This is a genomic window from Pseudorhodoferax aquiterrae (assembly GCF_014652235.1).
In the GTDB taxonomy this organism is placed as follows: Bacteria; Pseudomonadota; Gammaproteobacteria; order Burkholderiales; family Burkholderiaceae_C; genus Pseudorhodoferax; species Pseudorhodoferax aquiterrae.
This window is the reverse complement of record NZ_BMYK01000005.1, coordinates 302,774-315,126: the sequence shown is the minus strand read 5'-3', so window position 1 is coordinate 315,126 and position 12,353 is coordinate 302,774. Positions and strand designations below refer to the sequence as shown.

Annotated in this window: 14 protein-coding genes; 1 reads left to right on the top strand and 13 read right to left on the bottom strand. The window is 68.4% G+C overall.

Annotated elements, in window-relative coordinates; translation table 11 throughout:
• Window positions 1-4: 4 nt before the first annotated feature.
• Together rlmB and IE209_RS11750 are read right to left on the bottom strand one after the other, a co-directional pair.
• Window positions 5-742, bottom strand: coding sequence for a 23S rRNA (guanosine(2251)-2'-O)-methyltransferase RlmB (rlmB, locus tag IE209_RS11755; RefSeq protein WP_189687121.1), 738 nt, complete (start codon window positions 740-742; stop codon window positions 5-7).
• Window positions 743-780: 38 nt separating this feature from the next.
• A complete protein-coding gene (locus IE209_RS11750) occupies window positions 781-1,464 on the bottom strand; it encodes an ABC transporter ATP-binding protein (RefSeq protein WP_189687120.1) in 684 nt (227 codons plus the stop codon).
• Here IE209_RS11750 and IE209_RS11745 point away from each other — a divergent pair.
• Window positions 1,423-2,127 (top strand): arylesterase, encoded by a 705-nt coding sequence (locus tag IE209_RS11745; RefSeq protein WP_189687119.1) that lies wholly within the window; start codon window positions 1,423-1,425, stop codon window positions 2,125-2,127. The genes IE209_RS11750 and IE209_RS11745 overlap by 42 nt on opposite strands.
• Window positions 2,128-2,137: 10 nt before the next feature.
• Here the strand turns inward: IE209_RS11745 and IE209_RS11740 are convergent, their stop codons facing one another.
• The 11 genes from IE209_RS11740 to der all read right to left on the bottom strand — a co-directional run bounded on the left by IE209_RS11740 (window position 2,138) and on the right by der (window position 12,353).
• Window positions 2,138-2,326 (bottom strand): hypothetical protein, encoded by a 189-nt coding sequence (locus tag IE209_RS11740; protein ID WP_189687163.1) that lies wholly within the window; start codon window positions 2,324-2,326, stop codon window positions 2,138-2,140.
• Window positions 2,327-2,430: 104 nt separating this feature from the next.
• On the bottom strand, window positions 2,431-3,651 hold the full coding sequence (locus tag IE209_RS11735) for a PLP-dependent transferase (protein WP_189687118.1): 1,221 nt from the start codon (window positions 3,649-3,651) through the stop codon (window positions 2,431-2,433).
• A 35-nt stretch (window positions 3,652-3,686) separates the two neighbouring features.
• Window positions 3,687-4,211 carry a phosphoribosyltransferase gene (locus tag IE209_RS11730; RefSeq protein WP_145545273.1) on the bottom strand — a complete coding sequence of 175 codons (525 nt, stop codon included), beginning with the start codon at window positions 4,209-4,211 and terminating at the stop codon, window positions 3,687-3,689.
• A gap of 28 nt (window positions 4,212-4,239) precedes the next feature.
• Complete coding sequence (locus IE209_RS11725) at window positions 4,240-5,583, bottom strand: adenylosuccinate synthase (RefSeq protein ID WP_189687117.1); 1,344 nt, start codon at window positions 5,581-5,583, stop codon at window positions 4,240-4,242.
• A 27-nt stretch (window positions 5,584-5,610) separates the two neighbouring features.
• Window positions 5,611-6,759, bottom strand: a complete 1,149-nt coding sequence (locus IE209_RS11720; RefSeq protein ID WP_189687116.1) for an ATP phosphoribosyltransferase regulatory subunit — start codon at window positions 6,757-6,759, stop codon at window positions 5,611-5,613.
• 74 nt (window positions 6,760-6,833) lie between these two features.
• Window positions 6,834-7,016 (bottom strand): DUF2065 domain-containing protein, encoded by a 183-nt coding sequence (locus IE209_RS11715; protein WP_229882811.1) that lies wholly within the window; start codon window positions 7,014-7,016, stop codon window positions 6,834-6,836.
• 16 nt (window positions 7,017-7,032) lie between these two features.
• Window positions 7,033-7,929 (bottom strand): protease modulator HflC, encoded by an 897-nt coding sequence (gene hflC / locus IE209_RS11710; RefSeq protein ID WP_189687115.1) that lies wholly within the window; start codon window positions 7,927-7,929, stop codon window positions 7,033-7,035.
• A 12-nt stretch (window positions 7,930-7,941) separates the two neighbouring features.
• Window positions 7,942-9,321: an FtsH protease activity modulator HflK gene (gene hflK / locus IE209_RS11705; RefSeq protein ID WP_189687114.1), complete on the bottom strand. Its 1,380-nt coding sequence runs from the start codon at window positions 9,319-9,321 to the stop codon at window positions 7,942-7,944.
• 19 nt (window positions 9,322-9,340) lie between these two features.
• Window positions 9,341-10,534 (bottom strand): GTPase HflX, encoded by a 1,194-nt coding sequence (gene hflX / locus IE209_RS11700; RefSeq protein WP_189687113.1) that lies wholly within the window; start codon window positions 10,532-10,534, stop codon window positions 9,341-9,343.
• A gap of 74 nt (window positions 10,535-10,608) precedes the next feature.
• Window positions 10,609-10,860 carry an RNA chaperone Hfq gene (gene hfq / locus IE209_RS11695; RefSeq protein WP_056900321.1) on the bottom strand — a complete coding sequence of 84 codons (252 nt, stop codon included), beginning with the start codon at window positions 10,858-10,860 and terminating at the stop codon, window positions 10,609-10,611.
• Between the two features lie 149 nt (window positions 10,861-11,009).
• Window positions 11,010-12,353, bottom strand: coding sequence for a ribosome biogenesis GTPase Der (gene der / locus IE209_RS11690; RefSeq protein ID WP_189687112.1), 1,344 nt, complete (start codon window positions 12,351-12,353; stop codon window positions 11,010-11,012).

Sequence of the window (12,353 nt, the reverse complement as noted above, 5' to 3'; positions counted from 1 at the left end):
TCGTTCAGGCGCCGCGCTGGCGCAAGGCCTCGTATAGGCACACCCCGCTCGCCACGGAGACGTTGAGGCTCTCCACGCCCCCCTGCATGGGGATGCGGACCAGCATGTCGCAGGTCTTGCGCGTGAGCTGGCGCATGCCCTCGCCCTCCGCACCCAGCACCAGGGCCACCGGGCCGCTCAGATCGGTCTGGTAGAGCGTCCGGTCGGCGTCCCCGCTGGTCCCGATGCACCAGATGCCGCGCTCCTTGAGTTCACCCAGGGTGCGTGCCAGGTTGGTGACCATGAAATAGGGCACGGTCTCCGCGGCGCCGCTGGCCACCTTGGCCACCGTGGCGTTGATGCCGGCGGCATGGTCCTTGGGCGCGATGACGGCATGGGCGCCGGCGCCGTCGGCCACGCGCAGGCAGGCGCCCAGGTTATGCGGGTCGGTGACGCCGTCCAGCACCAGCAGCAGGGGCGGTCCGTCCAGCCCGTCGAGGAACTCGTCCAGCGAGTGCTGTTGGGGCAAGGGCTGCACGCGCGCGGCGACGCCCTGGTGGCCGTGGCTGCCTGCCAGCTTGGCGAGCCGCAGGCCATCGGCCTCGATCAGGCGGGCGCCGGCTTCGCGGGCGCGCTCGAGGAACTGGCGCATGCGGGCATCGCGCCGGGTCGGCTCATAGTAGATCTCGACGATGGACTGCGGTGCGGTCTTCAGGCGCACGCTGACCGCGTGGAAGCCGAACAGGACTTTGGGAGCTGACATGGGGCGCGATTATCGGCGCGCCCCCTTGGCGGCGGTCCTCAGGCGGCGATGCGGCCCGCTTCGATGGTGATGCGCCGCTCGCAGCGCGCGGCGATGCCGGGGTCGTGCGTGACCAGCACCAGCGTCGTGCCGAGTTCGCGGTTGAGTTCGAACATCAGCTCCATGACCTTCTCGCCGGTCGCGAAGTCCAGGCTGCCGGTCGGCTCGTCGGCCAGCAGCACAGCCGGCTGCACGACGAAGGCACGCGCCAAGGCCACGCGCTGCTGCTCGCCGCCGGACAGCACCTTGGGATAGTGCGACAACCGCTCCGACAGCCCGACCCGCGCCAGCATCTCGGTGGCCGCCTGGCGCGCGTCGCGCCGGGCCGCGAGCTCCAGCGGCAGCATGACGTTCTCGAGCGCGGTCAGGTTGCCCATCAGCTGGAAGCTCTGGAACACGAAGCCGACCTGCTGCGCGCGCAGGGCCGCACGGCGGTCCTCGTCGAGCGCAAACAGGTCGTGGCTCGCGATGCGGACGGTGCCGCGCGTCGGCGTGTCCAGGCCCGCGATGATGGACAGCAAGGTGCTCTTGCCGGAACCCGAAGCTCCGACGATGGCCGCTGTTTCCCGTGCAGCCAGGGCGAAATCGATATCGCGCAGAATGTCGAGCGTGCCCGTCGAGTCGGCCACCGACTTGAACACATGCTCGACAGACACCAGCGCGGCACCGGGGGATTGGGACATGAAAGGCTTCTTGGTTTGAGACGACGACACTTTATCGTGGGCCTGTACATCCCCTTGCTGGCCGGGCCTTCGTGGGCACAGGCGGCCAAGGCGACCGGCGCCGGCGGGGCCCGCATCCTCGTGGTGGGCGACAGCTTGTCGGCCGAGTACGGACTGAAGCGCGGCACGGGCTGGGTGGCCTTGCTGGAGCAGCGGCTGGCTGAACAGAAGATCGCGGCCGAGGTGCGCAATGCCAGCATCAGCGGCGACACCACCTCGGGCGGCCGCGCCCGCCTCGCGCCCCTGCTCAAGAACTACCAGCCCACCCACGTGGTGCTGGAATTGGGCGGCAACGACGCCCTGCGCGGCCTGCCGCTCAAGAACACGGCCGACAACCTCGCGGCCATGACGCAGTCGGCGCAGCAGGCCGGCGCCAAGGTGCTGATCGTGGGCATGCAGATGCCCCCCAACTACGGGGCGGACTACGGCCGTCAGTTCAGCATGCTGTTCGCCGAGGTGGCGCGTGAGCACAAGGCCGGCCTCGTGCCGTTCCTGCTCAAAGGCGTGGCCGATGGACCGGATGCGGCGGCGCTGTTCCAGGCCGACCGCATCCATCCGCGCGAAGAGGCCCAGGCCGCGATGCTGGACAACGTCTGGGCCGAGCTGCGCAAGCAGCTGCGCTGAGAGGGCGTCCTCAGGTTTCGGTGGCGGGCGGCGCCGTCACACCGTCGGCGTCTTCGGCATCGACGCCGCCGGCCTGGAGCTCGCCGTCGGCCGGGCCGTGCAGTTTGCGCTCGGCCTTGGCCTTGAGCTTCTCTTCCTTCTTGCGCTTCTTGGCCAGTTCCTTTTGCCGCTTCTCGTAGCCGTAGTTGGGAGTTGCCAAAGTCGTGCTCGCTGTTCAGTTGGGTTCGCCCCACTCTAACAGCTTGATTGCCGGGGACGAAGTACGTGAATACGGATATTTTTTGCGCCCGCCGGCGTACACAATCAGGCGGCAAACGCGGCGACGAGAGCCTGCTCCAGGTCGGCTTGCAGATCGGCCACATCTTCCAGCCCCGCGGAGAAGCGCACCAGCGTGCCGCGCTGCAGATGGGCGGGCCATCGGACGCGCATCTGGGCCAGCTCGTAGGGCACGACCAGACTCATCGGGCCGCCCCAGCTGTAACCAAGCTTGAAGAGCCGCAGCGCGTCGCAGAACGCATCGACCTGCGCCTGCGTGTAGCGCGGGTCGATGACGACGCTGAACAGGCCGGCGGCGCGTCCGGGCCGCTCCGGCTCGCCACGTGCACACAGCGCTGCCCAGTGCGCATGGCCCGGCGAACCGGCCAGCGCCGGATGCAGCACCTGCACGAACTCGGGCCGGCCCTGGCACCAGCGGGCCAACGCGCGGGCCGAGGCGTCGTGTGCACGGTAGCGCAGGGACATGCTCGGCAGGGAGCGCAGCAGCACTTCGGCATCGTTGGCACCGACCCCCAGCCCCAGCCGCATGTGCGTCATCTTGAGCCGCTGGTGCAGTGCATCGTCGCGCGTCACGATGCTGCCCATCAGCACGTCGCCACCGCCACTCGGGTACTTGGTCAGCGCATGCACCGAGATGTCGACGGCCAGCGGCGCGTCCAGCGTGCCAAGGTCGAAGGGGTCGAAGGCCAGGCCGGCGCCCCAGGTGTTGTCCAGCGCCGTCGTGACGCCGCGCGCGCGGCAGGTCCGCACCTGCTCCACGAGGTCCGGAAACTCCAAGGTCACCGAGCCCGGGGCCTCCAGCCAGACCAGGCGCGTGTGTTCACCGATCTGGGCCGCCAGGTCGGCCGGGTCCATGGGATCGTAGAACCGGTGGCGGATGCCCCAGGCCTGCAGCTCGCCACGCGCCAGCGTCTTGTTCGGCCCGTAGGCGTTGTCGGGGATCAGCACCTCGTCGCCGCTGCGCAGCAGCGACAAGGCCACGTTGGCGATCGCCGCCAGACCGCTGGGCACGAGCAGGCATTGCAAGCCGCCCTCGATCGCGGCCAGGCGCTCTTCCAGGATGAAGGTGGTCGGCGTGCCGTGCAGGCCGTAGGTGTAGCCGGACTTGTCCCGCCACTCGCGGCTGCGCATGGCCGCCACGTTCGGGAAGATGACGGTGGAGGCCTTGAAGACGCCGGGCTGCGGCGCTGCGAACTCGGCCGGCGGGACGTAGGGATGGTGGATCAGATCGGTGGTGGGGCAAGGCATGCGGCCATGTTAGCCGCCGCCCTGCGCCGGCGCGATCAGACCTTCCATTTCTCCAGCAGCTGCGCGGGCCCCATGGTGTCGTAGCCTTCGAAGGGCTGGTGGATCCAGGGGTTGGTGGGCAGGAATTCGACCGAGTAGTCCGGCGTGAACAAGGAGACGCCCTTGGTCCACAGCACGGCGCTGCGCAGCTCGGTGATCGGCTCGTAGCTGGTCTTGAGCAGCTTGATCACGGCGTTCAGCGTGTGGCCGCTGTCGGCCAGGTCGTCGACCAGCAACACCTTGCCGGCGATCTCGCCCTTGGGCGTCGTGATGTAGCGCGCGATGTCCAGCGAGCCCTGGCGCGTGCCGGCCTCGGCACGGTAGGAGCTCGTGGACATGATGGCCAGCGGCTTGTCGAAGATGCGCGACAGGATGTCGCCGGGCCGCATGCCGCCACGGGCCAGGCACAGGATGTTGTCGAACTCCCAGCCCGACTGGTGCACCTTGATCGCGAGCTTCTCGATCAGGTTGTGGTACTCGTCGTAGCTCACGTACAGGTGTTTGCCGTCTTCGGTCAGCATGGGGTTCTCCGTGGGGCGGGCTGGGGGCTCAGGATGCCTGGTAGGGGTTGTGCATCAGGATGGTGTGGTCCCGGTCCGGGCTCGTGGACACCATCGCGATCGGCACGCCGGTGGTCTGCTCGATGCGCTCGAGGTAGCGCCGCGCCGCGGCAGGCAGCGCGTTGTAGTCGGTCACGCCGACGGTGGATTCGGTCCAGCCCTGCAGCGTCTCGTAGACCGGCTCGCAGCGCGCGATCTCGTCCGCGCCCATGGGCAGAATGTCGATCAGTTCGCCGTCCAGCTTGTAGCCCGTGCAGAGCTGGAGCTCTTGCAGGCCGTCCAGCACGTCGAGCTTGGTGATGCACAGGCCCGACAGGCCGTTGACCTGGGCCGAGCGCTTGAGCAGCGCGGCATCGAACCAGCCGCAGCGGCGCGAGCGGCCCGTGGTCACGCCCTTCTCGGCACCCACGGTGCTCATGTGGTAGCCCGGCGTGCCCGGCTTTTCCCATTCGAGTTCTGTCGGGAAGGGTCCACCGCCCACGCGCGTGCAATAGGCCTTGGTGATGCCCAGCACATAGTGGAGCAGACTGGGGCCGACACCGGCACCAGCGGCCGCATTGCCGGCCACGCAGTTGCTGGAGGTCACGTAGGGGTAGGTGCCGTGGTCCACGTCGAGCAGCGTGCCCTGCGCGCCCTCGAACAGCAGATTGGCACCGGCCTGGTGGGCTGCGTTCAGTTCGCGCGAGACGTCGGCGATCATGGGACGCAGTTGCTCGGCATGCTGCATGGACTCGGCATAGACCTGGTCGTAGTCGATCGGCGCGGCATGCAGGAACTCGGTCAGCACGAAGTTGTGCAGGGCCAGCAGTTCGCGCAGCTTGGTGGCGAAGCGCTCGGGATACTTCAAGTCCTGTACGCGCAGCGCGCGGCGCGCGATCTTGTCCTCGTAGGCCGGGCCGATACCGCGGCCCGTGGTGCCGATCTTCTCGATGCCGACCTTCTCGCGCGCGGCTTCGCGGGCCACGTCCAGCGCCGCATGGAACGGCAGGATCAGCGGGCAGGCCTCGCTGATGCGCAGGCGCGAACGCACCTCGACACCGGCGGCTTCCAGGCCCTGGATTTCCTCGAGCAGCTTGGCGGCCGACAGCACCACGCCGTTGCCGATGTAGCACTTGACGCCGGGACGCATGATGCCGCTGGGGATCAGGTGCAGCGCCGTCTTCTTGCCGTTGATGACCAGCGTGTGGCCGGCGTTGTGGCCGCCCTGGAAACGCACCACGCCCTGGGCGCTTTCGGTCAGCCAGTCGACCAGCTTGCCCTTGCCTTCATCGCCCCACTGGGTGCCAACGACGACCACGTTGCGACCGGCGGCCGCGCGATTACCTGTGTTCATGTCTCGAGTGCCCAAAGCTAGGCAGGTTCAGATGGCTTGCACGACCCATTCGCCGCCCTTGTGCGTCAGCACGCGGTCGCAATGGAACTCATCGATTTCACTTTCGTGGCCCGGCAAGGCGCAGACCACTGTTTCGCCGCTGCGGCGCAAGGCCGCGATGGCAGAGCGCAGAGCGCCGTCTTCACCCCAGGGCGCGCGGATGGCCGCGCGCAGCGGACGCGGCGGCACGGCCGCGATGAGTTGCTTGAGGTCCAGACTGAAGCCCACGGCAGGCCGCTTGCGACCGAACACGGCGCCGACTTCGTCGTAGCGGCCACCGCGCACCAGCGCGTCGCCATGCGCCGCGTAGATCGAGAAACGCACGCCGCTGTAGTAGGCATAGCCGCGCAGATCGGCCAGGTCCACGCGCACGGTGGCGCGCTCGCCCAGCAGGGCCGCGCAGCGGCGCAGCTCGGCCAAGGCATGGCGCAGCGCAGGCCGGTTGGGCAGCACGCGCTCGGCCTCCTCCAGCACGCCGGCGTCGCCATACAGCTGCAGCAACGCCTGCAGGCCCTCGCGGTCCACGGCCGGCAGCCGGGCCGTCAACGCGGCCAGCTCGCCAGCGTCCTTGGTCGTCAGGGCCCCATGGATGCGGGCCAGTTCGGCCGGCGCCAGCGCGCTGTCGGCGAGCAGGGCCTGCACGATGCGCGCATCGGACAGGTCCACCGTGAGCTCGCGCAGCTGCGCCGCCGACAGGCAGTCCAGCGCAAGCAGCAGCACTTCGAAATCGGCTTCCAGGCCCGCGTGGCCGTAGATCTCCGCGCCGAACTGCAGCGGCTCGCGCGTGGCGTCGGCCCGGTCGGGCCGGGTGTGGGCGACGGGGCCGCAGTAGCACAGCCGGGCCACGCCCTGGCGGTTCAGCAGATGCGCGTCGATGCGGGCCACCTGCGGCGTGGTGTCCGCACGCAGGCCCATCATGCGGCCGGACAGCTGGTCGACCAGCTTGAAGGTGAGCAGGTCCAGCGCCTCGCCCGTGCCCGTGAGCAGCGATTCCAGGTGCTCGAGCAGCGGCGGCATCACCAGCTCGTAGCCATAGCCACGGGCGGTGTCCAGCAGTTCGCGGCGGAGCTCTTCGATGTGCCGGGCCTCGGAGGGCAATACATCGGCGATGTGATCCGGCAGGACCCAGGCAGACATGGAAATCAGTGCGCTGTTAAAAACGGGATTCTACCGGCCTCGGATCGGGGCCCGGTAGACCGTGCGACGGCGGCTCAGGACAGCAGCGCCAGCAGAGCAAGGCCCAGCAGCACGCTGCACATGCCGAAGAAGCGGATCTGCCCGTCGGACAGCTGCAGCACCTGCATGAACATGCGGCGCCAGCCGCCCGGCGAGAGGAACGGCATCAGGCCTTCGATGACCAGCACCAGGGCCAGGGCCGCCCAGAGGGTGTCCACGGGGCGCGGCCGTGGCTCAGCGGCCGGCCGGTGCGGCGGGGTTCGCCCCGCGCATGGCCCGGAAGAAATCGGAGGAGGGGTCGACCACCATCACGTCGCTCTTCTTGTTGAAGCTCGCGCGATAGGCTTCCAGGCTGCGGTAGAACTGTGCGAACTGCGGGTCGCGGCCGAAGGCTTCGCTGTACAGCGCAGCGGCCTGGGCATCGCCCTCGCCCTTGGCCTTCTGGGCGTCGCGGTAGGCATTGGCGATCGTCACTTCGCGCTGGCGGTCGGCCTCGGCGCGGATCTTCTCGCCCTCGGCCGCACCGGTCGAGCGCAGCTCGTTGGCCACGCGCTTGCGCTCGGCTTCCATGCGGCGGTAGACCGACTCGGTGATGGACTCCACATAGTCGACGCGCGTGATGCGCACGTCCACCACGTCGATGCCCCAGGGCCGACCACCGCGCACGACCTCCAGCACCTCGCGCTTGACGTCGGCCATGAGCTCCTCGCGCCGCGTGGACAGCAGGTCGCGCACGGTGCGGCGATTGATCTCTTCCTGGAACGCGTTGCGCACGACGCGGTTGAGCTGGTTGGCACCGGCGCTTTCGTCCAGGCCGACGTTGCGGATGTACTCCGACGGGTCCGTCACGCGCCAGCGGATGTACCAGTCGATCACCACGCGCTGCTTCTCGGCCGTGAGCATGGGCTCGGAGTCGCTGCTTTCCAGCGTCAGCAGGCGCTTGTCGAGGTAACGCACGTTCTGGAACGGCGGCGGCAGCTTGAAGTTCAGCCCGGGCTCGGTGATGACCTTCTTGATCTGCCCCAGTGCGTAGACCACGCCGTACTGGCGCTGGTCCACCACGAACAGCATGGAGCTGGCCAGTGCGAGCAGCACCAGCAGCGAGGATGCGATGAATCCGATTCTGTTCACTTGGCGCGCCTCCTAGCGCAGATCACGTTCGCGGGTGCGCCCGTCGCGGGCACGCAGGTCGCCGCTGGCCAGTGGGGGTGCCGCCGGGGCGGTCGACGTGGCCTGGCCACTGCCCGCCAGGGCCGGATCGCCGATGACGCCGGCCGACTGGCCAGACGCCTGCATGAGCTTGTCCAGCGGCAGATACAGCAGGTTGGAGCCCTGGCGCGAATCCACCATCACCTTGGAGACGTTGGTGTAGACCTGCTGCATGGTCTCCGTATACAGGCGGTCACGCGTGACCTGCGGTGCCTTCTGGTACTCGGCCAGCACCGAGCGGAAGCGCTGCGCATCACCGTCGGCCTGGGCCGTGATGCGCGACTTGTAGGCCTGCGCTTCCTCCATCAGGCGCGACGCGGTACCGGTGGCGCGGGGGATCACGTCGTTGGCATAGGCCTGGGCCTCGTTCTTGGCGCGTTCGCGCTCCTGGCCGGCCTTGAGCACGTCGTCGAACGCGGCCTGGACCTGCTCGGGCGGCCGCACGCCGCTTTGCTGCAGATTGATGCCGACGATCTCGATGCCGACCTTGTAGCGGTCCAGGATGGTCTGCATCAGCGTGCGCACGCGCGGGCCGATCTGGTCGCGCTCCTCGGCCAGGGCCGAGTCCATGCGCATCTTGCCGACCACTTCGCGCACGGCCGTCTCGGCCGCCTGCACCACGGCGGCGGTCGGGTCCTTGCTCTCGAACAGGAAGGCGCGCGCGTCGTTCAGGCGGTACTGCACGGCGAAGCGGATCTCGACGATGTTCTCGTCCTCGGTCAGCATGGCCGAGTCGCGCAAGCCGGTGGCCTTGATGATCACGTCGCGGCCGATGTCGATCGAGCGGATCTGCGTCACGAACACCAGCTCGTGGCGCTGGATCGGGTACGGCAGGCGCCAGTTGAAGCCGGCGCCCACGGTGGAGTGGTAGCGGCCGAACTGCGTGATGACGGCCTGCTGGCCTTCCTGCACGATGAAGAAACCGGTGCCCAACCAGATCAGCACAGCCACCGCACCGACCAGGCCAATGCCGACGCCGGCACCCTTCATGTCGGGCTGGAAGCCGCCGCCATTGCCCGAGCCCATGTTGCCGCGGCCGCCGTTGCGGCCACCGTTGAACAGCCCGCCGAGCTTGCGGTTGAAGTCGCGCCAGAGCTCGTCCAGGTCCGGGGGGCCCTGGTTGCCGCCGCGGCTGGGCGTGGGGCGCTGGGGTTCGTAGGGGCGCTCGTTGTCGGGACGGCGCGTGTCGGGCTTCTCGTCCGGATCGCCCGCCTTGTCGTCTCCGCGGCCCCAGCGGGGATCGTTCAGATTGAACATGCCGCGGATGCGGCCGGGAAGGCCTGCCCAAGCCGACGGCCGAGAAGAAAGATTCATGCGCTCTGGTCTCTTTTGGTCAACGGACGATTGTGCCGAAACGGGGATCGGCCTCATCATACCCAGGGGAATCAGGGGCCTGCGCGGGTGCGATCTGCTCGGCGCGGCGCGCAAGTTCCGCCCGCAGCGCAGGCATGCCCTCGCCCGTCCGCGCGCTGACGAAGACCCGCCCGATCTGCCGTCCGTCGACCTCCACGGTGTCCGCCATCTGCAGCGGCCGCTGCTCCGGCGTCAGCGCATCGAGCTTGTTGAAGACCAGCAGCATGGGCACCTCGTCGGCGCCGATCTCCGCCAGCACGCGCCGCACCTCTTCCATCTGCTCGGGGTGGTGCGGGTTGGACGCATCGATCACGTGCAGCAGCAGATCCGCGTCGGCCGCCTCCTGCAGCGTGGCGCGGAAGGCGTCGACCAGTCCGTGCGGCAGGTCGCGGATGAAGCCCACGGTGTCGGACAACGACACGGAGCGCCCGGCCTCGCCCAGGTAGAGCTGGCGCGTCGTCGTGTCCAGCGTCGCGAACAGCTGGTCGGCCGCGTAGGCACGGGCCTTGACCATGGCATTGAACAGGCTGGACTTGCCGGCATTGGTGTAGCCGACCAGCGAGATCGTGAAAGCATCGCGCCGCTCGCGCTGGCGCCGCTGGGTGCCGCGCTGGCGCACGACCTTGGACAGGCGCTCGCGCGTGCGCTTGATGGCCTCGCCGATCATGCGGCGGTCCAGCTCGATCTGGCGTTCGCCCGGACCGCCGCGCGTGCCGATGCCGCCGCGCTGGCGCTCCAGGTGCGACCAGCGCCGGACCAGCCGGGTCGACAAGTACTGCAGCCGCGCGAGCTCGACCTGCAGCTTGCCTTCGTGGCTGCGCGCGCGCTGCGAGAAGATGGTCAGGATCAGCATGGTCCGGTCGTTGACCGGCAGCTCCAGCGCGCGCTCGAGGTTGCGCTGTTGGGCCGGGCTCAGGGCCTGGTCGAACAGCACCTCGGTGGCCTTGTGCATGCGCGCGAGCAGCTTGATCTCTTCGGCCTTGCCGCTACCGATGAACAGCGCGGCGTCGGGTGCCTTGCGTTTGCAGGTGACGCGGGCCACCGGCTGCAGGCCGGCGGTCTGGGCCAAGAGGCCGAGCTCCTCGAGCTCGGCGTCGAAATGCGGCAGGCCGAAATCGACCCCGACCAGGATGGCCGGGGCCGCCGCAGCGTCCGCAACAGGGATTTCAGTCAATCGGAGAGAACCGAAAGGGTGCGCCACCGGGGTGGCGCACGGGGCCGACACACAAGTGCCGGCGGCAGGACTCGTCAGGACGCAGCGTCCGCGTTGTCGTCCTGTGCCGGCTGGAAGTTCACGGCGCGACCCGGAACGATGGTGGAGATGGCGTGCTTGTAGACCATCTGGGTCACCGTGTTGCGCAGCAGCACGACGTACTGGTCGAAGGACTCGATCTGGCCTTGCAGCTTGATGCCGTTGACCAGATAGATCGACACCGGCACATGCTCGCGGCGCAGCGTGTTCAGGAAAGGATCCTGCAAAAGTTGACCTTTGTTGCTCACGATATCCTCCGTGTTCAAACCGTTGTTATTGGGAGAGGGGGACCATACCACAGAGGGTCCGCGCCCTCCGTAGAAACACTGATGCCCTTAAATTGCGTGTTAGGACACGCCGGCGGCGCGCACCACACCGGTGCGAAGCGCCTGCCGCATCAGCGTTCGGACTTGTCGGCAAAGGGGTTGGCCGAGGTGCGCATCTCGATGCGCAGCGGCGTGCCGGCCAGGTCGAACTCCTTGCGGAAGCGACCTTCCAGGAAGCGCTTGTAAGCCTCGGTCACATGGTCCAGCGAGTTGCCGTGGATCACAATGATGGGCGGGTTCATGCCACCCTGGTGCGCGTAGCGCATCTTGGGCCGGAACATGCCGCTGCGCTTGGGCGACTGGAACTGCACGGCCTCCAGCAGCAGCCGCGTGAGCACCGGCGTGGACATCTTGCACATCGCCGCCTTGTAGGCCTGGGCGATCGCACCCCACAGCGGGCCGATGCCCTGGCGCTTCTTCGCCGAGATGAAATGCAGCGCGGCAAACTTGAGGAAGGGCAGCCGCGTCTCGATGGAGCGCTGCACCAGCTCGCGCTGGTAGGCGTCCACCGCATCCCATTTGTTGACGGCCAGCACCACGGCCCGGCCGCTCTCCAGGATGTAGCCCGCGATGTGGGCATCCTGGTCGGTCACGCCCTGCGTCGCGTCCAGCAGCAGCAGCACCACATGCGCGCTCTCGATGGCCTGCAGCGTCTTGACGACCGAGAACTTCTCGATCGCCTCGAACACCTTGCCGCGCCGGCGCAGGCCAGCCGTGTCGATGAGCTCGAAGCGCTGGCCGTGCCGCTCGAACGGCACGCTGATGGCGTCGCGCGTGGTGCCCGGCATGTCGAAGGCCACCAGGCGCTCCTCGCCCAGCCAGGTGTTGATCAGCGTGGACTTGCCGACGTTGGGCCGGCCGGCCACGGCCAGGCGGATCACGCCGGGCTCGCTGCCCGCATCGTCCTCGGGTTCGTCGGGCAGGTTCAGCGGCGCCAACGCCAGCTCGACCAGCGTGCGCACGCCCTGGCCATGCGCGGCGGACACCGCATGCACCTCGCCCAGGCCGAGCTCGAAGAATTCGACGAGCTGCTGGCCGTCGTGCATGCCCTCGGCCTTGTTGGCCGCGAGCACGCAGGGCTTGCCCAGGCGGCGCAGGTAGTTGCCGATGTCGTGGTCCTGGGCCGACAGGCCGCCACGCGCATCGACGACGAAGATCACCACATCCGCCTCGGCCACGGCCTGGCGCGTCTGCTTGGCCATCTCCTTGTAGATGCCGCTTTCGGCCGTGGGCTCGAAGCCGCCGGTGTCGATGACGATGTACTCGTGCTTGCCCTGCTTGCCGTTGCCGTAGTGGCGGTCGCGCGTGAGGCCGGCGAAATCCGCCACGATGGCATCGCGCGACCGCGTCAGCCGGTTGAACAGCGTGGACTTGCCGACATTGGGCCGGCCCACCAGGGCGATGACGGGTTTCAT